At 60.0% G+C, this 22,767-nt stretch carries 15 protein-coding genes; 10 read left to right on the top strand and 5 right to left on the bottom strand.

Going from position 1 to position 22,767, the window contains the following annotated elements:
* Positions 1–16 precede the first annotated feature (16 nt).
* The 10 genes from ACQY1J_RS18085 to visR all read left to right on the top strand — a co-directional run bounded on the left by ACQY1J_RS18085 (position 17) and on the right by visR (position 9,712).
* A complete protein-coding gene (locus tag ACQY1J_RS18085; RefSeq protein ID WP_113166197.1) occupies positions 17–2,236 on the top strand; it encodes a chemotaxis protein CheA in 2,220 nt (739 codons plus the stop codon).
* A 5-nt stretch (positions 2,237–2,241) separates the two neighbouring features.
* On the top strand, positions 2,242–2,721 hold the full coding sequence (locus ACQY1J_RS18080; RefSeq protein WP_062453837.1) for a chemotaxis protein CheW: 480 nt from the start codon (positions 2,242–2,244) through the stop codon (positions 2,719–2,721).
* The gene (gene cheR / locus ACQY1J_RS18075; protein WP_062453836.1) at positions 2,718–3,626 is read left to right on the top strand and encodes a protein-glutamate O-methyltransferase CheR; all 909 of its coding nucleotides are present in this window, start codon (positions 2,718–2,720) and stop codon (positions 3,624–3,626) included. Before ACQY1J_RS18080 ends, cheR begins: the two co-directional genes overlap by 4 nt.
* Positions 3,623–4,663 carry a protein-glutamate O-methylesterase CheB gene (cheB, locus tag ACQY1J_RS18070; protein WP_062453835.1) on the top strand — a complete coding sequence of 347 codons (1,041 nt, stop codon included), beginning with the start codon at positions 3,623–3,625 and terminating at the stop codon, positions 4,661–4,663. The genes cheR and cheB overlap by 4 nt, the downstream gene beginning before the upstream one ends.
* Positions 4,663–5,052 carry a response regulator gene (locus ACQY1J_RS18065; RefSeq protein ID WP_062453834.1) on the top strand — a complete coding sequence of 130 codons (390 nt, stop codon included), beginning with the start codon at positions 4,663–4,665 and terminating at the stop codon, positions 5,050–5,052. Before cheB ends, ACQY1J_RS18065 begins: the two co-directional genes overlap by 1 nt.
* Positions 5,049–5,606, top strand: coding sequence for a chemoreceptor glutamine deamidase CheD (cheD, locus tag ACQY1J_RS18060; protein WP_062453833.1), 558 nt, complete (start codon positions 5,049–5,051; stop codon positions 5,604–5,606). The genes ACQY1J_RS18065 and cheD overlap by 4 nt, the downstream gene beginning before the upstream one ends.
* Before the next feature lie 31 nt (positions 5,607–5,637).
* Positions 5,638–6,027 (top strand): chemotaxis protein CheT, encoded by a 390-nt coding sequence (gene cheT / locus ACQY1J_RS18055; protein WP_062453832.1) that lies wholly within the window; start codon positions 5,638–5,640, stop codon positions 6,025–6,027.
* Positions 6,028–6,178: 151 nt separating this feature from the next.
* Positions 6,179–7,861 carry a flagellar basal-body MS-ring/collar protein FliF gene (gene fliF / locus ACQY1J_RS18050; RefSeq protein WP_062579079.1) on the top strand — a complete coding sequence of 561 codons (1,683 nt, stop codon included), beginning with the start codon at positions 6,179–6,181 and terminating at the stop codon, positions 7,859–7,861.
* 370 nt (positions 7,862–8,231) lie between these two features.
* Positions 8,232–8,948, top strand: coding sequence for a transcriptional regulator VisN (gene visN, locus ACQY1J_RS18045; protein WP_082471832.1), 717 nt, complete (start codon positions 8,232–8,234; stop codon positions 8,946–8,948).
* 17 nt (positions 8,949–8,965) lie between these two features.
* Positions 8,966–9,712, top strand: coding sequence for a transcriptional regulator VisR (gene visR, locus ACQY1J_RS18040; protein ID WP_062453829.1), 747 nt, complete (start codon positions 8,966–8,968; stop codon positions 9,710–9,712).
* Between the two features lie 5 nt (positions 9,713–9,717).
* Here the strand turns inward: visR and ACQY1J_RS18035 are convergent, their stop codons facing one another.
* The 5 genes from ACQY1J_RS18035 to ACQY1J_RS18015 form a co-directional block, all read right to left on the bottom strand.
* Positions 9,718–11,916 (bottom strand): DUF1217 domain-containing protein, encoded by a 2,199-nt coding sequence (locus ACQY1J_RS18035; protein WP_430250487.1) that lies wholly within the window; start codon positions 11,914–11,916, stop codon positions 9,718–9,720.
* 130 nt (positions 11,917–12,046) lie between these two features.
* The gene (locus tag ACQY1J_RS18030) at positions 12,047–12,502 is read right to left on the bottom strand and encodes a hypothetical protein (RefSeq protein WP_062453827.1); all 456 of its coding nucleotides are present in this window, start codon (positions 12,500–12,502) and stop codon (positions 12,047–12,049) included.
* 4 nt (positions 12,503–12,506) lie between these two features.
* The gene (gene flhB / locus ACQY1J_RS18025; protein WP_430250486.1) at positions 12,507–13,589 is read right to left on the bottom strand and encodes a flagellar biosynthesis protein FlhB; all 1,083 of its coding nucleotides are present in this window, start codon (positions 13,587–13,589) and stop codon (positions 12,507–12,509) included.
* 154 nt (positions 13,590–13,743) lie between these two features.
* Positions 13,744–20,580: a beta strand repeat-containing protein gene (locus ACQY1J_RS18020; protein WP_430250485.1), complete on the bottom strand. Its 6,837-nt coding sequence runs from the start codon at positions 20,578–20,580 to the stop codon at positions 13,744–13,746.
* A 106-nt stretch (positions 20,581–20,686) separates the two neighbouring features.
* On the bottom strand, positions 20,687–22,738 hold the full coding sequence (locus ACQY1J_RS18015) for a glycosyl transferase (protein ID WP_430250484.1): 2,052 nt from the start codon (positions 22,736–22,738) through the stop codon (positions 20,687–20,689).
* Positions 22,739–22,767 lie beyond the last annotated feature (29 nt).

The raw sequence follows: 22,767 nt of genomic DNA, 5'->3' as shown, positions 1-22,767 counted from the left end.
GCCAGGAAATCCTCCCATGGATATGAACGAAATCAAAGAGATCTTCTTTCAGGAATGCGAAGAACAGCTCGCTGAACTGGAATCTGGTCTGCTGAAGCTGAACGACGGGGACCGCGACCCCGAAACGGTCAACGCCGTCTTCCGCGCCGTTCATTCCATCAAGGGTGGAGCAGGCGCCTTCGGCCTCGATGACCTCGTGGGCTTTGCCCACGTCTTCGAGACGACGCTCGACTGCGTCCGGTCCAACAAGCTCGAGCCGAACCAGGACGTTCTGAAGGTGATGCTGAAATCGGCCGACGTGCTCGCCGATCTCGTCACCGCGTCCCGTGACGGCGGTGGTGTGGACGAGGCGCGATCACGCGGCCTCGTCAAGGAACTGGAAGCCCTTGCCCACGGCGAAATGCCTTCGGCCCATGCCGAAATCGCAAAGCCTGCAAAGGCCGAGGCACCGAAGCCGAGCGATGATAGCGGTTTCCAGCCGATCCCTTTCACCTTCGATGGTTTCGACGACGACGTCCCGGCAGCAAAAGGGTCGGTCTACGAGATCGGCTTCAAGCCGCGCCACGATCTCTATGCCAAGGGCAACGAAGCAGCCCTCCTGCTGCGCGACCTGTCCAAGCTCGGCGAGATGAGCGTCGGCTGCGACATGGAGCAGCTGCCGACCCTCGACAAGCTGGATCCGGAAGCCTCCTATTTCAGCTGGAAAATCTCCCTGACGACCGAAAAGACCGAAGCCGATATTCGCTCGGTGTTCGAATTCGCCGAGTGGGACTGTGATCTCGACGTCAAGCTGGCCGCAGCAAAGCCAAGCGACGAAGAACTGCCGATGGTTCCGGTACCATTCGATCTCTCGTCGCTAGACGATGAGCTCGGCTCCGACACGAAGGCTGCCGACGAGGCAGCCACCGTCGTGGCGACTGAAGCTGCCGCCAACGTCAGCAAGATGGCTGCCGCCGCGGCACGCGTCGAAAAGAAGGAAGCCGCAGCACCCGCGCCGGCTCCGGCCCAGGCCGCTGCCACAGCGGCCGCCGGCCAGACGATCCGCGTCGATCTCGATCGCGTCGATCGCCTGATCAACCTGGTCGGCGAGCTTGTCATCAACCAGGCGATGCTCTCGCAGAGCGTCATCGAAAACGATGCCAGCGGCACCTCCGCCGTCAATATGGGTCTCGAAGAGCTGCAGCAGCTGACGCGCGAGATCCAGGACTCGGTCATGGCGATCCGCGCGCAGCCGGTCAAGCCGGTCTTCCAGCGCATGTCGCGTATCGTCCGCGAAGTCGCAGACATGGTCGGCAAGCAGATCCGTCTGGTCACCGAAGGCGAGAACACCGAAGTCGACAAGACGGTTATCGACAAGATCGCCGAGCCGTTGACCCACATGATCCGAAACGCTGTCGACCACGGCATCGAAAGCCCTGAAAAGCGCGAAGCCGCCGGCAAGGATCCGGAAGGCACGATCAAGCTTTCGGCCAAGCATCGTTCGGGCCGCATCCTGATCGAACTGATCGACGACGGTGGCGGCATCAACCGTGAGCGCGTCAAGCAGAAGGCAATCGACAACGACCTGATTTCGCCGGATGCCAATCTGTCGGACGAGGAAATCGACAACCTCATCTTCGCGCCTGGCTTCTCGACGGCAGACACGATCTCCGACATTTCCGGCCGCGGCGTCGGCATGGATGTGGTCAAACGTTCGATCCAGGCACTTGGCGGCCGTATCTCGATCTCCTCGCGCCCGGGTCTGGGCTCGACCTTCACCATGAGCCTGCCGCTCACGCTCGCCGTCCTCGACGGCATGGTGGTAACGGTTGCCGGCCAGACGCTTGTCGTGCCGTTGACGGCGATCGTGGAGACATTGCAGCCGGAAGCGTCTGCCATCCACTCGTTTGGCGCAACGCAGCGGCTCATCTCGATCCGCAACTCGTTCTGCCCGCTGGTCGATGTCGGCCGCATCCTCAACTTCCGCGCCACACAGGCAAATCCGGTCGAGGGCGTGGCACTTCTGGTCGAATCCGAAGGCGGCGGTCAGCGCGCGCTGATGGTCGATGCCATCCAGGGTCAGCGTCAGGTCGTCATCAAGTCGCTGGAAGCCAACTACACCCATGTTCCGGGCATTGCCGCCGCCACCATCCTTGGTGATGGCCGCGTCGCTCTCATCCTGGATGTGGACGCAGTGGTCGCCGCGTCCCGCGGGCAGTCGCTCAGTCCGGAGATGTCGCTCGCTGCGACAGGTTGAACACAATGTCCTACGCTGTGAAAAATCTGACGCAGGCAAGCCGGGAGCTGATCGCTTTCCGGATCGGCGATCAGGAATTCAGCGTCAACATCATGTCTGTCCGCGAAATCCGCGGATGGACGCCGGCAATGCAGCTGCCGCACGCGCCCGCCGATGTGCGCGGCGTGATCAATCTGCGCGGCGCCGTGCTGCCGATCGTCGATCTGTCGGCGCGGCTTGGAATGAAGGATGCCGAACCGACGGCGCGTCACGTCATCATCGTTGCGCAGGTCGGGAAACGGATTGTCGGCCTGCTGGTCGAGGCCGTTTCCGATATCCTTACGATTACAGAAGAGAATATCCAGCCTGTGCCGGAGATTTCCTCCGACCTGGCGAAACAATACGCGAAGGGCATTCTGGCGTTCGACAAGCGGATGATCTGCATGATCGAGCTGGATCATCTCTTCCCCGAGACGTACCTCGAAAAGGAAAGCGAAGCCGCATGATGCCCCTGGGCGCCATAGAAGCCAGACAGTCGCCGGACGAAGTCCTCGCCAGCGGGGAATACCCGTTGACGCGCCGCGACCTGTCGGAGATTGCGGCGATGATCTACGCCGATGCCGGGATCTACCTCAACGATTCCAAGGCGTCGCTCGTCTATTCCCGCTTGTCCAAGCATATCCGCAACCTCGGACTGCGGGGCTTTCGGGAATACTGTACCCTGGTCGCCTCCGTTGAGGGCGCTCCGGCACGCCGGGAGATGCTGTCGCATCTGACGACGAACTTCACCCGTTTCTTTCGAGAGAACCACCACTTCGAGCACCTTCGGGACGAGGTCCTGCCCGGGCTGATCCAGCGTGCCCGCAATGGCGGACGTGTGCGCATATGGTCGGCGGCCTGTTCCGACGGGCAGGAGCCCTATTCGATCGCGCTGACGGTGCTGGGCCTTCTTCCCAACGCTGCCGACTATGATTTCCGCATCCTGGCAACCGATATCGACCCTAAGATCCTGGCTGCCGCGCGGGCAGGAGCCTATGACGAAGGTGCCCTCGAAACCGTCTCCCCGGCCATGCGCAAGCAGTGGTTCCGCGAGGTCGACGTCGGTGGCCGCCGCAAGTTCCAGGTCGATGATCGCGTCAAGAAGCTCATCACCTTCAACGAACTGAATCTGATGGCGCAATGGCCCTTCAAGGGCGGTTTCGACATCATCTTCTGCCGCAACGTCGTGATCTATTTCGACGAACCGACCCAGGTGAAAATCTGGTCGCGCTTCTCCCAGCTTCTGCCGGAAGGCGGCCATCTCTATATCGGCCATTCGGAGCGGGTATCGGGCGAAGCGAAGAACACGTTCGATAATATCGGCATCACGACCTACAAATATATGGGCAAGAATGCCGGGAGGAAGGCATGATCGCACCGGCCAGAGTTCTCGTCGTCGACGATAGCCCGACCATGCGAGGCCTGATCACGGCCGTCCTCAATTCCGATCCCGATGTCAGCGTCGTCGGGCAGGCCAGCGATGCGATGGAAGCGCGTAGCGCCATCAAGCAGCTCAATCCTGATGTCGTGACGCTGGACATCGAGATGCCGAACATGAACGGCCTCGACTTCCTCGAAAAGATCATGCGTCTGCGTCCGATGCCGGTCATCATGGTCTCGACCATGACCCAGCGCGGCGCCGACGCAACGCTTGCCGCGCTCGAAATCGGTGCGTTCGACTGCGTCGGAAAGCCGGTGCCGGGAGACGTTCGCCCGTTCATGGATCTGGCTGAAAAGGTAAAGGCCGCGGCACGCTCTGCACGCCGACAGGTCAGTGCTCCGGTCTCAATGGTCCCGACGCCGGCATCAGATTACCGCAATGGTCGCAAGGTTGTGGCGATCGGATCTTCTACCGGTGGCGTTGAAGCGTTGATCGCAGTGCTTCAAAAGTTTCCGCTGAACTGCCCACCGACTGTAATCACTCAACATATGCCGTCCACGTTTACGAAAAGTTTTGCTGAACGGCTTAATCGTATCTGCGCTCCTGTAGTGCAGGAAGCGACCGATGGTGCGCGTCTCGAGATCGGCAAGATCTATCTCGCGCCTGGTGGCGACCGGCACCTTCAGGTGGTCAATCCGTCGGCGCCATGCTGCCGGCTGGTCGAGCGCGATCCGGTGAACGGCCACAGGCCCTCCGTCGATGTCCTGTTTGATTCGGTCGCGGAGTTGGCGGGTCGCAATGCGGTCGGGGCTATCCTGACGGGCATGGGTCGCGACGGGGCTTCGGGACTGTTGAGGATGCGCAGCGCAGGCGCTCGCACGATCGGCCAGAACGAAAAGACATGTGTGGTCTACGGCATGCCGAGGGTCGCCTACGAAATTGGTGCAGTCGAGCAGCAGCTGCCGCTCGGCTCCATCGGAGACGAAATACTGAAACTAACTGCCGCCCGAAAAGAAGGTACCGAATAATGTCCCTCGCTGAAAAAATCAAAGTTCTGATCGTCGACGATCAGGTCACCAGCCGACTGCTGCTCAGCGACGCTCTGACACAGCTCGGTTTCAAGCAGATCACTGCCGCCGGCGATGGTGTGCAGGGCATGAAGATCATGGCCGAGCAGCCGCATCACCTGGTGATCTCGGACTTCAACATGCCGAACATGGACGGTCTGGGCCTGCTGCAGGCCGTGCGCACCAACCCGAATACCAAGAAGGCAGCGTTTATCATTCTGACGGCGCAGGGCGATCGCGCTCTGGTTCAGAAGGCTGCTCAGCTCGGCGCCAACAACGTGCTCGCCAAGCCATTCACAATCGAAAAGATGAAAGCTGCTATCGAGGCGGTGTTCGGAGCCCTTAAATGAACGACCCGGCAGGTGCCAAACGCGTCCATATTATCCAGGGCGAATTCAAGGTCGAAAGCGATCCCAATGTGGTTTTGTCGACGATTCTTGGCTCGTGCGTGGCTGCCTGCCTTCGTGATCCTGTCGCCGGTGTCGGCGGCATGAACCACTTCCTGCTTCCGGGCTCGGGCGGGGCAGCGTCGTCGGGGGGCGACGCGACCCGCTACGGCGTGCACCTGATGGAGTTGCTGATCAACGGTCTCCTGAAAAAGGGTGCCCGTCGTGACCGGCTCGAGGCAAAGATCTTCGGCGGCGCAAAGACGATTGCCAGCTTCTCCAATGTCGGCGAACAGAATGCGGCCTTCGCCGTGGAGTTCCTGCGTGACGAAGGCATTCCGGTGGTGGGGTCCTCGACCGGAGGCGATCACGGCCGCAAGCTGGAATTCTGGCCGGTCAGCGGCCGTGCCCGGCAATATCCTCTCACAGGCGCCGAAACGCAAAAGACGGTTGCGCTGGAGCAGCGTCCTGTCCGTACGCCACCAAAGCCCGTCGAAAGCTCGATCGAATTCTTTTAATTCTTACGCCTGGGTAAAGACGAGGAAATTCATGACTGAAATCACCGCCCCGATACGCGATTCCCTTGAGGAATCTCTGCCCGAGGTACTGATGCGCCTCGTCTCGGAGCTGCACGATGTCGCCTATCTGATCGAGCGTATCGAACCGCAGGTGTTGGAACTGGGCGGCCCGGGCCTGCTTCATTCGCCCGACAGCGTAAAAGTGCTGCAGGGCATCGATCTCGCGGTGCAGAAAACGCGGGGTCTCGCAGAGTTCATCGATACCGTCACCGCGAGCATTCCGAGCGACTGGATGGTGGATCTGTCGACGGCTCTCAGCCTCGTCAAACTTGCCGACATGCAGAAGGCGCTGGCCAACGGGATGCGCCACGGCCACTCCCAGCCGCTCAACAAGGCCGCCGGAGACTTCGATTTCTTCTGACGTCACAGACTGTCTCTGACCCTGCTGCCAGGCCGCGTTGCAATCATCATGCGGCAACCAGACACGACGTTTCGAAACGCTCGCGCAAGCTTCGCTCCCTAGGGTGATGCTGGGCATAGGCTCGAGATGTTATCTGGCGGCGTGGGACAGAATGAATCTGTTATCTCAATTTCCAACAATATTCAAAAATCTGGCCAGTCTTGGCCAGACACGATTGATCGCGCTGGGCGCCGTCGGCGTCGTTTCGATAGCGATCGTTCTGGCCGCTGCCCTTTATGTGAACAAGCCCTCCTATGAGGGACTGTATGTCGGTCTGGAAACAGCCGATCTCAATCAGATCAGCATCGCCCTTGCGGAAGCCAACATGCCCTTTGAGGTTGGCTCTGATGGCGCAAGCATCCAGGTGCCTGTCGGTATGACCGGCAAGGCGCGTCTGATGCTTGCCGAACGCGGCCTGCCCAACAGCGCGAATGCCGGCTACGAGCTGTTTGACAATGTCGGCTCGCTCGGTCTGACCTCCTTCATGCAGGAAGTCACGCGGGTGAGGGCGCTCGAAGGCGAAATCGGCCGTTCGATCCAGCAGATCTCCGGCGTGTCGGCCGCACGCGTCCACATCGTCATGCCTGATGCCGGCAACTTCCGTCGCGGCGAGCAGAAGCCGACGGCGTCCGTGATGATCCGTGCGAACGCATCCGCCGGTCGCAAAGCCGCTGCGTCTATCCGCCATCTCGTCGCCTCGGCCGTCCCGGGCCTCGAAGTCGACGATGTCACGATCCTCGATTCAACCGGCCAGCTTCTCGCCTCGGGTGACGATGGCAGCAACAGCCAGATCAGCCGTTCGCTCGGTGTGGTCCAGTCGGTCCAGCAGGAAATCGAAAACAACATCGACAAGGCGTTGGCACCCTTTCTCGGAATGGATAACTTCCGCTCCAGCGTGACTGCCGCCCTCAACACCGACAGCCAGCAGATCCAGGAAACCGTTTTCGACCCGAACTCCCGCGTTGAACGGTCGGTGCGCTCCACCAAGGAAGCTTCCAAGTCGCAGCAGGCCCAGAACGACAGCGCGACCACGGTCGAGCAGAACGTTCCCCAGGCCGCTCCTCAGGCCGGCGGCGACGGCGCTCCTAAATCCTCCGACCAGTCGGACAAGAAGGAAGAGCAGACCAACTACGAAATCAATCAGAAGACCACGGCGACAGTTCGCAACGGCTATCAGATTGAAAAGATTTCGATCGCCGTCGTCGTCAACAAGGGCCGTATTGCCAAGATGGTGGGCGAGCCCGCGGATCAAGCAAAGGTCGACGCCTATCTTGCCGAGATGCAGAAGATCGTGTCTTCGGCTGCGGGCATCAGCAGCGACCGCGGCGATGTCGTCACACTCACGGCCATGGATTTCGTCGAAACCCAGCTTCTCGACGAGGCCGCTTCGTCTGGTCCGGGTATGATGGAAGTGCTCAACCGTAATATCGGCGGCATCATCAACTCGCTTGCGTTCGTTCTTGTCGCCTTCCTCGTGGTCTGGCTTGGCCTTCGTCCTCTGGTGCGCACCGTCGGTGGCAACACCAGCGTCCCGGCCGGAGAGCTTACCGCCGATGCGGCCGGCCTCGAACTTCCCGACTTCTCACCGGGTGGCGCAAGCCCGGCGCTCATGGATGGCTTCGGCGCCGACTTCGGTTTCGACAGCTCGGACGATCTTATGGGCGGTGCCGACGACGGCGGCTTCAACCGCCGGGTCAAGGAAGGTCCGGAAAAACGTCTCTCCCGCATGGTCGAGATCTCCGAAGAGCGGGCCGCGAAAATCCTGCGCAAGTGGGCGATCGACAAAGCAGCCTAAACTGCCTTCACAAACATATGATCACAACAGGCCGGGCTCGTCCCGGCCTTGTCGCGTGGGCATTGCCATACAGTTGGCGCATTTTAGCCTCATTGATGAAGCCTTTATGGATGGAAGTGGGCAAAATCGGCGCTCGCGGCATAGCATTTCCAAAAGCGATTCCTACAATGGCCCTGATTCGTACGGCAACGTCTAGGCTTTGCACATGTGAAGTCTGATTCGGAATGGACCGGTCACGCCAGGGTATCGGCACCCGGAACTGCCTTAATTCTGGAAGCGGATGCCATACGTCGTTTGAACATACCGGTGTCGCCCTTCGGGGAGAGGAGCCGGTGGGGAGCAGATAACGGTGGAGTTGCCTGAAGCAGAGATGACGATCGACCAGCGCGCGTATCACGATGGACCTGGGTCGAAAATTATCTCCCGTGAACAACTGGTAAGACGGCTTTCGATCTTGTCGAGATCGAACAACGTTCAGGCTATCATGCGGCTGCTCGCAGACTACGTTGGCGCTTCGCATTTTCTTCTCGCCCGCTACGACCTCGTCCAGGAACACGGTCTCGATTTCATCGTAACCTCCAACTGGCCATTCGATCTCGTCCGACGGCTCGGGGCGGATCTGGCGAGTGGTTATGCGCGTTCGACGGAACTCGAAAAGTGTCTGTCGCTGCTGACCCCGAGCTTCGCGCTCCTGCCCGATGACATCACGCCGCCGGACGACATCAGCCGCCAATACTGTTCGCTGACATTCTGCGTCGGCAAAACCCGTTTCTCTCTGATGCTGCTTTTCCTGGAAGGCATCATCCTGTCACAGGAAAGACTTCGCGAAGTCGGACTGTTTGCATCCTATGGCGCAAGCTTTGCCGAGGCGCGCGATGCCAAGGCTGAACGCGACTTCGAACTGACGGAACGCGAGCTGGAATGCCTGTTCTGGATCGCCGAGGGCAAGACCAGCGATGAGATAGCGGTGATCCTCGGGATCTCCCGCAATACGATCAACAACTACATCACCAGCGTGATGCGTAAGACGGCAACCAAAACGCGGTCGGAAGCGATCGCTTATGCCGTACGCAACAATCTGGTTTAGGAAGGCTTGGGGCAACAATGGGCTTTTCCCGCGGTGGAACGTCAGATGGACCGGGCAGCATCCAGTATCTGCGTCTTCAGCGTGCCTCCAGTCGTTCTGACATATTTCCCAAACTCGTCGCCATGCAGAGGAACCTCAAGGCGCGGCACTTCGCTGTGTTTCGTGTTACCGGCGCCGGGCTTCCCAACAAGCGCAAGCTGGTCTGCGAGCTGGACAACTGGGGCGCCGGAAGCGGGGAGCATCAGGGCGTACTCGTGAGCTCCTACGGCGATATGTTTCTCGATCATATCGAAATGTCGATCCTGCCGATCGTGTGGACCGGCACGGAAAAAGGGGCCTATAGCGAGGCCGGCGATTTTTCCTCGCTCGTGCGCAAGATCGACGACCGGATCATGCCATCGTCAGGAATTGCATTCCCGGTGCGGTTGGGTGCTCTCGGGAATGGCTACGTCACGTTTTTGTCGGGCTCGCTGGAGCTGGGCAGCAATCTGATCATCGACCAGCACGTCAGAAGTTGTCAGGTCATGATGGACCTTCTGGCACTCGATGAGCGTCGAAGCGTGCCGGCCGAATCCTTGAGCGAACGGGAAGTGGCGTGTCTTCAACTGGCCGGCGACGGTCGTATCAGCGAAGAGATCGCCGAGAAGCTTGGCCTCTCCGTTCACACCGTCAACGCCTATCTCGGCTCCGCGACGATCAAGCTCAATTCCGTGAACCGCATCCAGGCGATCGCCAAGGCGATCCGCCTCGGCTACATCCACTGAAGTCTCTATTTCGATGAAAGCTGGGCGACGGCAAGCAGCGTATCGGAGCTGATGCGTGTCGTGCCGGTGGTTGTGAGCAGCGTCAGCGCCGGCGATGTCGTCGAACTGTTCTCGGAATCGTAGAGCGCCGTGTATTGCTTGATCAACTTGGTCACGTAGTCCGGATCCTGAAGCTTCGAGATGTCGACGTATTTCTCGATCATGCTCGCCTGCTGATCCGTATCCATGTTGGATATGTAGTCGGACATGCTGAACGTCGTCTTGAAGAACTCGAAAAGCGCCGTGTCGCCAAGGATCGTATAAGCGCTCGTAACGTCCGCCGCCTTGCGCTCGAAATACAGCGCCAGCCGCACGCCCTCGTTGGATTCCCCCTCCTGCTCTTCAAGCGTCTGTTGCTTGTAGTTATTGACGGTCGCCAGCACGTCGCCGCGCTGCTGGATCGTGCCCACGGGCTGCGCAGAAAGGTTGCCTTCGCTATCGAAGTTGAACGATGCGACGATCTCAGCAAACACGCCGTTGGCAAGACTGTTCACATAGCTTTTGGGATTGTCGAGATCGGACGAGAACATGTTCTTCAGCTCGTCCTTGGTGACCGATTTGGGATCGATCCCCTTCGATTCGAGCACGAAGGACACCAGGCGGTCGTCGGCAATAAGCTCGGCGGCCGTGGTGATCGTCTGCATCTGGGTATTGTAGTAGTCGATCTCCTTGTCGGCAGCTTCCTCCGCCTTCTCGCGAGCGCTGCCCTTGAGAAGTTTGAGCTGTTCCGTCTTGTAGTCTGTCGCGAAATTGCTGATGACGCTGGCTGACTGGACGAGGAGCGGCGTGTCGATATCGCCTTCCGCGTCGAAGTTGAACGCCTTGACCAGATTGACGTACCGGTCGTCTTTCAGCTGGTTGACATAGCTCTTCGGGTCGTTGGGATCACTTGCAAGAATATCCTTGAGCCGGCTCTTGCTGACATCGGCCGGATCGATCCCATAGGCGCGCAGCGCGACGTCCCAGATCTCCGTAACATCGTCATTGGTATCGTCGTCGTCGTCTTTATTCGAACTTAGAAAGTCATCGACGCTTTTCACCTCGGCGATGCGCGTCTGATAGTTGGTGACCGCATTGGTGACCGCATCTTCCTGGTTGGCCTTGAAGGCCGTCTGGTAGGAGGTGCTGGTAGACGCCAGCTGGGTCTGGTTCTGAGCGGTCTCGCCAGTGGCGATCGAACCGTCGCTCTGGAAATTGAACATCGCCTTGACGCCCGTATAGCCAAGCGTCGCTGCAGCCGAATCGCTGGTCAGCAGCGACCGGATTGTGGAGGTGAACTGCACTTTGACGCTGAAGGCCGTGGTCAGATACTCGACCATCCGCGGGTCGTCGACCAACTCGTCGACACTGGTCATCGAGGCAATATTGGTTTCCCAGTAGGTCTGGTTGGCGGCCGCGAGCGTATCGGATGGGAACGTCGATTTGTTGTAGACGTAATCGAGTCTCAGCGATTCGATCTGGCCGCTCGTCTGGGCGCTGTCGCCGTCTGCGACCGTGCCGTCAGCCTGGAAGTTGAACGCTTCGGCTAGCGCCACGAACTTGTCGCTGCCGGTCTGGTTGGCAAAGCTGTTCGGGTCTTCGAGATCGCTGGTCAACACCTGCTTCAGATAGCTGGTGGACGTGTACTTGGCATCGAGCCCGAATGAGTCGAGCACATATGTCTTCAGCCGGCTGTTCGACAGGAGGTCGTCGACATCGGTGATATTAGCGATGGCCTTGCTGTAATAGTCGACCTCGGACTGGATATCCTTTTCTTCCTGATCGAAGGAATCCTGATACGCCTTGACGAGATTATCTTCCTGAACCGAAGTCTGCGCCTCGGCGGTCTTTGTGCCGAAGTTGAAAGCCGCCGCCATGGTCGCATAGCGCTTGTCGGTCAGCGAATTGGCAAAGCTTGCGGTATCGCTGAGATCGCTCTCCAGGACCTTCTTCATGAAGGCCTTTCCGTAGGTCATTTCCTCAAGGCCATAGGCCTTCATCGCATAGGAATACAGTCGATAGTCATCGACGAATTCGTCGGCTGTCGTCACCTTGTCGATATTGGCTTCGTAATATTCGGTATCGCGAGCGACCGTGCCCTGGTTGGCGACGCGGTCAAGCGACGACTTCATGTCGCGGTTGACGATCAGATAGCTCGTATAGGTCGACAGCGTCGTCGAAGTCATGGTCTTCACCCTTAAAGATCGGGCTTCATTCCCGGGCATCGCCGCTTGATTCGGCAGTCAAATGCCGAATCAAGCATATGTACCAGAGACCCGGTTAAGCGGAGCTTTACGATCCGCGGTACGACGCCTTTTAGTTCGCCGTGGCGGCCATGCCGGCCAAACCGCGCATGGACGGTACGAAGGCTGCGTCCTGAAGACTGCGCTCGAGAAACCGGGTGTTCTCGTCAGGATTGGCCGAGGGCGAAAGGAAGCTGATGTAGTTGATTTCGACGCTCGCCTTTTCGGCCTGAAGCGTCAGCTGAGCATGGATCGTCACGCCACGCGGCTTGATCTCCAGGTCCAGCGTGACCGATGGGTGCGTATCCCAGTCGAGATGATAGTCGCCACCGACGCCGAAATTCACGGTGCCGGGATGGAAATACAGCTCGGCCGCCGAAGAGACGAGGTCCGAGATATTGGCATGATACTCAAGCCGCAAAAGCGAAATGAGATCGGCCGCATCGATGAGCCGTAATTCGGATGCAAGCGGGCCGATGGCCTTTGCGAGAATTTCTTCACGTACGGCGGAATAGGAGCATTTTTTCATTCTGTCAGCGCATCCGTTTGTTCTGACGACGTCCCGCATAGATCCGATGGATCAGTTCAGCGACCGCCTTATAAAAAACCGATGGGATGATGCTATCAACCGAGACTTGCGCAAACATGGAACGGGCGAGCGGTGGGTCTTCAAAAATCGGTATTCCGTGCTCCTGAGCAATTTCGCGGATTCGCATCGCAATCAGATCCTGGCCCTTGGCAACCACGACCGGAGCTTCCGATTCCTGCGCGACATAGCGCAATGCGATCGCATAATGGGTCGGGTTGGTAATGATCAGTGTGGCGCGCGGAACGCTGTTGATCATGCGCCGCCGGGCGCGATCACGGGCAATCGAACGCTGCCGGGCCTTGACGAAAGGGTCGCCCTGCGACTGCTTCATCTCGTCCTTGATTTCCTGCTTGGTCATCCGAAGCTCGGTAAACCAGTGGAACCGCGTCCAGGCGATATCCAGTGCAGCAACCAGAAACGTGCAGGCCAGAACGACGATGATCATCTTCTTGATGATTCGCGCCAGAATCGGAAAAAGCGTCTGCGGGTCGGAAAAGATCGAATCGAGCAGTTTGAAATACTCGTTGCGCAGCGACAGGTACATGATGATGCCGGCGGCGACGATCTTGATCAGCGATTTGCCGAAATGGACCATGCCCTGCATCGAGAAAAGCCGCTTGAACCCGGACATCGGCGAGATCCGGTTCCACTGCGGCCTGATTCGTTCGAGAATGAACGACGGCATGTGCTGACCTGCCGACGCAAGCAACCCGAAGCCCATGAACAGGACGGCTGCCGGAAGCATGAAATAAGCGCTCTGAAGCAGCACATAGGCGCAAAGCGACACCAGGTCCGCGCTCGAATCGATGCGCCACTGTTCGGGGCGTTCGACCAGATCTTTAAGAACCTCAGCCAGATGAGCGGTATTTTGCGGCAGGAAGAAGATCAGGTAGATGTAGAAGGCAAGCGTCGAGGCGAAGATCGCCACCTCGGACGAGATCGCGATGTTGCCCTTGTCCATCGCGTCCTGGATTTTTTTACCAGTCGGGTCTTCGGTTTTGCTGTCTTTATCCTGATCGTCGGACAAGAGCCAACTCCTGCTTCATCGGCAGCAAGCTTAGCAGAAGCACGGCGCGGTGGCATCTGTCCGCCCGTGCCGCGCCGCAAGGTTTACCGGTTTCTCACAGATGCTTTGAACCCAACGGCCGTCGAGCGGTTCACCGCGACGCGGTGAACCTTACTTACGCGACATAGCGGGCGATCACGGCGGAGATCTGGTCCGGGCTCAACGATCCCATCTGCGTATCGATCAACGCCGCAAGCTGGTCGCTCGTCAGATGCGAGATGTCTGCCGTCGATATGCCGGAGATCCCCGAGGCACTGATGAGCGAGATGTCTTCGGCCGAGAATGTCGCAAGGCCCGCATCCGTCAGTGCGGAAATCTGTGCCGACGTCATCGCGTTGACCTGCAGCGGTGTGAGGGCCTCTGCCTGTGCCGTGGTGAGCGACGCGATGACCAGCGTGCTCAAGCTTGAGATCGCACCGGTGCTGAAGGCGGCAATCTCCTCGGTGGTGAAGCCGAGAATATCGTCGGCGCCGATGCCCGATGCCTGAAGCGCGCCCAGCGCCCCGACCTGATCGACCGACAATGCGGCGAGCTGATCGGTGTTCATGGCGACGATCTGGTTGTACCCGAGGCCGGCTACCTGGCTGGTCGTCAGCGCGCCGATCTGGATCGTGGAAAGACCTGCGATGATGCTGACCGGCAGTCCCTTGATCGAAGTCGGGTTGAGAACGGCCAGCTCTTCGAGTGTGAACGTGCCGAAATCGTCTGCCGAGATCCCCCCAAGTCCGTTGGCGCCGAGGCCCGCAAGCTGTTCGGTCGAAAGCGCGTCGATCTGCTGCGAACTCATGGCGTCGATCTGCAGGCTTGTCAGGCCGCCGACGCTGCCGGCACTCAGAGAAGCAATCTGATCGTTAGAAAGCGCGGCAATAAAGCCGGTCGAAAGGCCCTTGATTGCGGATGAGCTGATCGCTGCCAGATCCGCCGTCGAGAAGGTCTCGAAATCTTCCGACGAGAGCCCCATCAGCGCGCCGGAACTCAACGCCGCGATCTGGCTCGTCGTGAACGCGTCGATCTGCTCGGTATTGAGAGCTGCGATCTGAACACTGCCGAGACCGGAAATGCCGCCGGCACCGATCGCCGCGATCTGTTCGACCGAGAGTGCTGCGATATAGTCTGTGCCGAGCGAGGCCATCTGCTTGGAGGTCAGGGCGCCGACCTGGTCGGTCGTCAGCGCTTCCAGGTGATCGACGCTGATGGCGTTGATCTGGCTGGTGGAGAGACCCGAGATCGCAGCCGGGCTCAAAGCCGCGATCTGCTCCGTCGTGAAGGCGCCGATCGTTGCCGTCGAAAGTCCACCAACGCTGGCCGAGCTGATGGCCGCAAGCTGCTGGCTCGAGAGAACGGCGAGATCGCCGGTGTCGAGCGCTGCAATCTGCTTGGACGTGAAAACCGCGATCTGCGTGGTCGTCAAAGCTTCGATCTGCATCGAACTCAAGACGGCGATCTGCGCCGTCGAAAGTCCTGCAATGCCGCCGGTACCGAGCACGGAGATCTGCTCGACCGAAAACGCCGACAGCATTGCTGTGGAAAGGCCAGGCATCGCCTCCGAACTGATCGCGGCAATGTCACTGGTCGAGAACGCTTCGATATCGTCCTGGCCAAGCGCGGCAAGCTGTGTGGATGTGAGCATGCCCACCTGATCGGAGGTGAATGCCTCCACCTGATCGACCGTCAAGGCGGCAATCTGGGTCGCCGAGAGGCCTGGTATCGCGCCTGTGTTGAGCGCCGCGATATCGTTCGGAGACAGCATCGCCAGATCGTCCGTGCCGAGCACCGCAAGCTGGCGGGACGTCATCACCGAGAACTGTGCAGTCGTCAGGGCTTCAACCTGCAGCACGCTCAGGGCATTGATCTGGGCGGTCGACAGGCCTGCAATGCCGTCGGCGCTGAGAGCCGCGATCCGGTCGGTCGAAAGTGCCGCGATCATCGACGTCGACAGGCCGGGCACGGCTTTGGACGTGATGGCGGCGATGTCTGCAGTCGAGAATGTCTCGATGTCGTCAAGGCCGAAGGCTGCGATCTGGCCTGAGCTCAAGGTCGCGATCTGGCTGGATGTCAGGGCCTCCGACTGGCTCGTGCTGAGCGCTGCGATCTGGACCGTCGAGAAAGCGGCGATCACCGACGGGTTGAGCGCCGAAATGTGATCGGCCGAGATGGCAAGAATGTCGTCGGTGCCGAGCGCTGCCACCTGCCTCGATGTCAGGGCCGAAAGCTGGCCGGTGGTGAGTGCGCCGACTTGATCGGTGCTGAGGACATTTATCTGGGCCGTTGTCAGCCCGGCAATGCCGCCGGTACCGAGTGCAGAGATCTGATCGGCGGAGAAGCTGGCAATCGTCGCTGTCGAGATCCCCTGCATGGCCGACGAACTGATCGCCGAAAGATCGCCGGTGCTGAATGTCGCCAGATCGTCCGTGCCAAGCGATGCGATCTGCGTCGAACTCAGCATGGCAACCTGAACGGACGTTAGAGCTTCGACCTGATCGCTGCTCATGCTGCTCATCTGGGCCGTTGTCAGCCCCGCGATGGCGGCCGTGTTGAGCGATTCGATCTGATCGTGGGAGAAGGCAGCGATCCCGGATGTGCCGAGCGCCGAAATCTGCCGCGAGGTCAGGTTCTTGATCTGGCTCGTGGTCAGCGCAGACAGCTGATCCGTGCTCATCGCCCCGACCTGAGCCGTCGTCAGGCCGGCGATATTGGCGGTGCCTAGCGCTTCGATCTGGTCTGCCGAAAAGCCCGCGATGGTCGCGGTCGACAGACCCTGCATCGCAGCCGAGCTGATCGCTGCGATATCGGCTTCCGAGAAGGTCGAAAGATCGTCGGCGCCAAGCGCTGCAATCTGCGATGAACTGAAGGCGCCAACCTGGGTCGCAGTGAAGGCCTCGACCTGAGCGGTGCTAAGGATGCTGATCTGCGCGCTCGAAAGCCCCGTAACGCCGCCCGAACTCAGAGCGGCGATCTGGCCGGCCGAAAGGGCCGCGACATCTTCCGTATCCAGCGCTGCGATCTGCTTGGAGTTGAGAACCGCAATCTGGGACGATGAGAGCGATCCGATCTGGTCGCTTGTCAGAGACTGGATCTGCTTCGTCGACAGCCCGGACAGTCCGGCTGCACTCAGCGCTGCGACCTGATCGGTGGTCAGTGCTGCTATCACGGCGGTCGAAAGCCCGACGATGAGGTCGGAGCCGATCGCTGCAATATCCTGCGTCGAGAATTTGCCGATATCGGCAGTGTCGAGCGCCGTCGCCTGCCGGGAATTGAGGGCCGCGACCTGCTTGCTTGTCAGCGCCTCGATCTGCGCCGAGTCCATGGCGTCGATCTGCCTGGTGCTGAGACCGGCTATGCCGGCTGTGCTGAGCGAATCGACCTGGTCGACCGACAGTGCCGCGATCATGTCGGTGGAGAGGCCGGCAATGGCGTCCGAGCCGATCGCGGCGATATCTGCGGTGGAGAATGTGGCGATATCGTCGGTGCCGAGCGCTCCAAGCTGCTTGGAGCTGAGCGCGCCGACCTGCGAGGCCGTCATGGCTTCGACCTGCGCCGTGCTCAACGCACTCAGCTGGCCGGTCGAAAGCCCGGCGACACCCGCCGCGCTAAGCGCCGCGATCTGGGAGGTCGTCAGCACGGTCACGTCGCTGGCGCCGAGAGCACCGACCTGCGCCGAGGTCAGTGTCGCGAGCTGCTTCGTGGTGAGGACCGAAACCTGGTCGGATGTCAGCGCATCCACCTGTTTCGTCGTCAGTCCGGAAATGCCGTTCGTGCTGAGCGCCGCGATGGCTGCGGTCGAAAGAGCAGCGATGACCGATGTTGAAAGCCCGGCAACCGCGCTGGAGCTGATCACGCCGAGGTTCTTGGCGGAAAACGCCTCGATATTGTTGGAGATGATCGCCACGATCTGCGACGAGCTCAGAACCGCAGCCTGGCGGGTGGATAGCGCTGCGATCTGATCCGAGGAGAGCGCGGCAATCTGGCTCGTGGTCAGGCCGACAACACCGGTGGAACTGAGTGCGTTCACCTGGCTCGAGGAAAGAGCGGCAATATCTGTAGTCTCAAGAACAGAGACCTGCAGCGAGGTCAGCGCCGACATCTGCTTGGTGGAAAGGATCGCGATCTGACCAGCGCTCAGGGCATCGACCTGCCGTGTCGTCATGCCGGAGATACCGGCTGTGCTGATCGCCACGATCTTCTCGCTCGACAGGCTGGCGATCGTTGACGTGGACAGACCCGAAATTGCGCCCGAACCGATCGCCGAAATCTCCTTGGTCGAGAATGTCGCGATGTCGTCGGTCCCGAGTGCAGCAAGCTGCGACGATGTGAGTGCACCGATCTGATTGGAATTCAGCGCTTCGGCCTGATCGACCGACAGAACGGCGAGCTGTCTGGTGCTGAGACCCCCAACGCCGGAGGCGCTTAGGGCTGCGACCTGCATGGAAGATAGCCGTGCGATGTCGGCGGTATCAAGCGCTGCGACCTGCGTCGATGTCAGGGCCGCCATCTGCTTGGAGCCAAGCACCGTGATCTGTGCGGATGTGAGAGCCTCGACCTGATCGACGCCAAGCGCTGCCACTGCGGAGGCGCTCAGTGCAGCGACCTGCGCCGTGGAGAGAACCGCAATGTCGCTCGCGCCGAGCGCTGCGATCTGTGTCGGTTTCAGGGCGGCGATCTGCTGGGTGCTCAATGCTCCGATCTGGGATGTCGCAAAAGCTGCGATCTGGCCTGTACCAAGTGCCGCCAGGGCACCTGTCCCAAGCGCTGCGATCTGGCTTGCGGAGAGCGACGAGATCGCATCCTCCGACAGCCCGCCAACCGCGCTCGATCCGATTGCTGCAATATCGAGCGTCGAGAAGGTGGCGATGTGATCATCGTCGAACGCCGAGAGCTGTTTCGACGACAGGGCGCCGACCTGTGCCGACGTCAGGCTTTCGGCCTGCCGGGTCGACATTGCACCGATCTGGTCCGCGACCAAGCCCTTGATGGCACCTGTTGACAGTGCTGCCACCTGGTTCGTCGACAGTGTCGCGATACCGTCTTCCGTCAGCGCAGAAACCTGCTTGGAAGACAGTACCTTCACCTGAGCCGCCGAAAGCGTAGCCACCTGATCCGTCGACAGTGCCGCAATCTGCTGCGTGCCGAGGTTGGCAATCGCGCTCGTCCCGAGAGCGGCGATCTGCGCTGTCGTGAGTGCCGCAATGATATCGGTGCTGAGGCCGCCGATGCTCTTGTTGGTGAGCGTCGCGATTTCTGCGGCCGTAAACGTCGCGATTGCCTCGGGGGAAAGCGCTGAAAGCTGTTTCGAGGTCAGTGCCGCGATCTGCAGGGTGGATAGGATATCCGCCTGCTCGGCCGAAAGGCTGGCGATCTGGGTTGTCGAAAGCTTGGCGATCGCACCCGTGCCGAGAGCCGCGACCTGGCTGATGGAAAGTCCTGCGATCGCATCCGAACTGAGGCCGCCGATACCCTTGCTGCTGATCGCGGCGATTTCGGCGGTGGTAAAGGTTGCGACTGCCTCCGGCGACAGTGCGGCAAGCTGCTTCGAGCTCAGCGCCTTGATCTGGACCGAAGACAAGGCCTCGGCCTGTTCGACCGAAAGGGCGGCAATCTGGTCCGTGCCGAGGTTGGAAATGGCGGACGTGCTGAGCGAAGCGATCTGTCCGGTTGTCAGCGCGGCAATGTTCTCGACGGTCAGCCCCGCAATGCCACGATTGCTGATGGCAGCGATATCGTCGGTCGAGAAGGTGGCGATTGCCGAATCGCTGAAGGCTGCGATCTGCGACGAGGTCAGGGCCTTTACCTGGACCGAGGAGAGCGCTTCCGCTTGATCTTCGGAAAGTGCTGCAATCTGAACCGTCGAAAGCTTGGCAACGGTCGCGGTTCCGAGTGCTGCAATCTGCTGCGTGGAAAATTCGGCTATGGTCCCCGTGCTGATGGCGGTGATCTGCGTTGCGCTGAGCGCTGCGATCTGCGCTGTCGCCATGGCAGTGAACTGATCGACCGAGAGCGCTGCCACCTGCGTTGCCGAAAGCTTCGCAACCGTCCCCACGGTCAGGGCGGCGATCTGCTGTTCGGACAGGGCTGAGATCACGTCGGTTGTCAGACCGGAGACCGCCTTGCTGCTGATCGATGCGATGTCCGCCGTCGAAAACGTTTCGATCGCCTCTGCGCTCAGAACCGCAAGCTGGATCGAGGTCAGCGCTTTTACCTGGACCGAGGATAGCGCTTCGGCCTGGTCGATGGACAGAGCAGCAATCTGATCGGTGTTGAGACCGACGATCGCCCTTGTGTTGAGCGCCGCAACCTGATCCGTCGACAGCGCCGCGATATCGTTGCTGGTCAATGCGCCCATTTGCGACCCGCCGAGAGCGGCAATCTGGATTGTCTTCAGCGCTGCAAGGTGATCGGCGGAAAAGGCATCGATCTGGCTCGTGGCCAGATTGGAAATCGCCGCTGTGTTGAGCGCTGCAACCTGTTCTTCCGACAGTGCGGCGATCAGCGTCGATGTCAGGCCGCGCACACCTTTCGGGCTGATCGCAGCCATGTCGGCGGTCGAAAATGTTGCGATCTCGTCGGGTGTAAGGGCCGCGATTTGTTCCGAGGTGAGGGCGCCGACCTGGACGGAGGTCAGAGCCTCGGCCTGATCGTCCGAAAGGCTGCTGATCTGTGCGGTCGACAGTGAGGAAACCTGTCTCGTGCTCAGGCTGGCGATTTCGTTCCCGTTGAGAATGGACAACTGGTCCAGCGTCAGGCCGATGATCGCATTTTGCGAAATGGCATTGAGCTGCACCGTGTTCATCACGTCGACGTCTTCGACATCAAGGGCCGCAATCTGCGAGGACGACATCGCAGCGATCTGCTTGGTCGAAAGCGATGCGACATCTTCCGTGGTCCACGCAGCGACGCTTGCCGTTGAGAGGGACCTGACCTGAGAGGCACTCAGGGAGGAAATGGTCGAGGTCATACGCTATGATCCTTGATGCGGCATTTGATTTTAAAAATGGATTTTGAGCATTGAGACTGCCGAAAACCCGGACGCTCTCGATCGAGAACAGCCGGGTCAGGACAGTTCAGCCCTTGTTTTGTTTCCAGAAACGGTCGTCGTAGGGAATCGGCGCATATTCGTTCTGATATGCCAGCTTCGATGTGTAGCGCTTCCGGTAGGCATCGGCAGTTTCGAACTCGATCCCCTCGAGAACGAGCTCCGCGCCGACTTCGTAATAGATGTCGAGATTGCGAAGGTCAGGCAACGGCGTTTCGCCACGCTCGGCCTCGCCCTGCATCTGCCAGTAGAGTTCTTCCAGCCGACGCGCCAGGCCGGGCATGTCCCGAAGCGCGCTCGTGTCGCGCTTGTCCCAGAGCGACGTTCTGATCGCGCGCAGGCTCTCGCGGTCATGCGCAAAGCCGATGGCGCGCGCGACATACTCCTCCGGTGTGGCGCAGATCATCTCCGGAATGCCGGCGGCGGCAACAATGCTGCCGCAGAACCGCGAGGCAAAGCCGTTGCCCGACACGGTGAGGATCGGAAGACCCATGGTGATGGCGTCCGATGCCGTCGAATGCGCGCCGTAGGGGAATGTATCGAGGAAGAGATCGGCACAGGCGATGCGGGCAAGGTGATTGGCGTTCGGCGCTTTCGGCGCGAAGATCAGCCGTTCTGCCGCGATGCCCTGCTTTTCTGCCAACTGACGCAGCCGCACATTGGCATCCTCGTCCCCCGCGAGCAGCCAGAGGACGCTGCCGGGCGTTGCAGACAGGATCTTCATCCAGCGATTGAAGCAGTCCGATGTGATCTTCTGCATGCCGTTGAAGCAGGCATAGACGAAGGCGCCGTCCGGCAGTCCGGCATCGATGCGGCTCGGCGTCGGGGCGATTACGCGCTTGCGGTCGATCGGCTGGTTGCAGGCGATCCGCAGCACCTTCTCCGTATAGAAGATCTCGTTTTCCGGCGGCACGATGTGACCGTCGGCAATCATGTACTGGTGGAACGGGCTGCCGATCGATCCCGGATAGCCGCAGAAATTGACGATGACCGGTGCCGGACGGTAGGCGAAGATTTTCGCACGGGCCATTTTCGTATAGCCGTTGACGTCGATCAGGATATCGATCTCGTCGGCGCGGATCGTCTTCGCCGCTTCCGCATCGCCAAGTGCCGCAATATCGCGCCACTGGTCGGCGACCGCCTTGATGCGGTCCTGCGTCGCGTCATTGGTGCGGGCCTCGCCGCAATAGTAGGCGTAGATCTCGACGCTATCCTTGTCGTGCAACTCGAGCACTTCGCGCAATGCGAAACCGACGGCATGGTCGCGAAGGTCTGATGACAGGTAACCGATGCGCACGCGCTGGCCGGTTCCGGTCTTCTTCTTAGGAGCCTTGCGCGGGAAGGCACTGAGGTCGAACGGCCCGCCGATAAGCTGCTTGCTGTAGCGATAGGCCTTGGCCAACTGGAACATCGGATCGTCCGAATAGCACGACAGCGTCAGCGGCGACATCGCATCGAGAAGCTGGCGCGGCGTCACATGCGGCGATGTCGTAGTCAGAACCGGCCATTTGCACTGGCGCTGGCGAATCGAACTCCAGTGCTGGCCGGCCTCCGTCTTGTTTGGCTGCAGTTCGATCGCCTGCCACAGGATGGATTCCGCATCATCCAGCCGACCTGCGTTTTCGAGCACGCGGCCGGTATGCTGCATGGCCATCAGGCGGTTGTTGATGCGGTCAGGAATGACTTCGTCGGTCAGATCGATATAGGTGCGCCATTTCTGGAGTGCCTGATTGATGAGGCCGGAATCTTCGAGCGTACGTCCCAGATTGATATGGGCCGGGCCGAAAAGCGGATCGAGCCTGTTGGCCGCCTGCAAGGCGAGAATGGCGCCGGCATTGTCGCCCTGCTGTCGCAGCGTCACGGAGTAGTTGAAATAGGCGACATGCAAAAGCGGGTGGGTTTCGTTGAAGGCGGTCCACACCTTGTAGACCTCGACGGCGCGCGCCTGCTGGCCGCTGGAATTGAGCGCTTCTGCAACCTGGAACAGATCGCCGAGCGAGAGTTGCTGGTTCTGCGCCTTCTCCAGAATACTGGCGAAGGGCGAAGCCTGGGCAGTTGCAGGTGCGATATTGGCGTTCATGACCATCCCGTTCCAAGGCAGCGGTGCTG

Origin of the sequence: Neorhizobium sp. DAR64860/K0K1, from assembly GCF_050500205.1 — a bacterium.
Taxonomy (GTDB): domain Bacteria; phylum Pseudomonadota; class Alphaproteobacteria; order Rhizobiales; family Rhizobiaceae; genus Neorhizobium; species Neorhizobium soli.
Note: the sequence above shows the minus strand (reverse complement) of the source record. Positions and strands in the feature narration are given on the sequence as shown.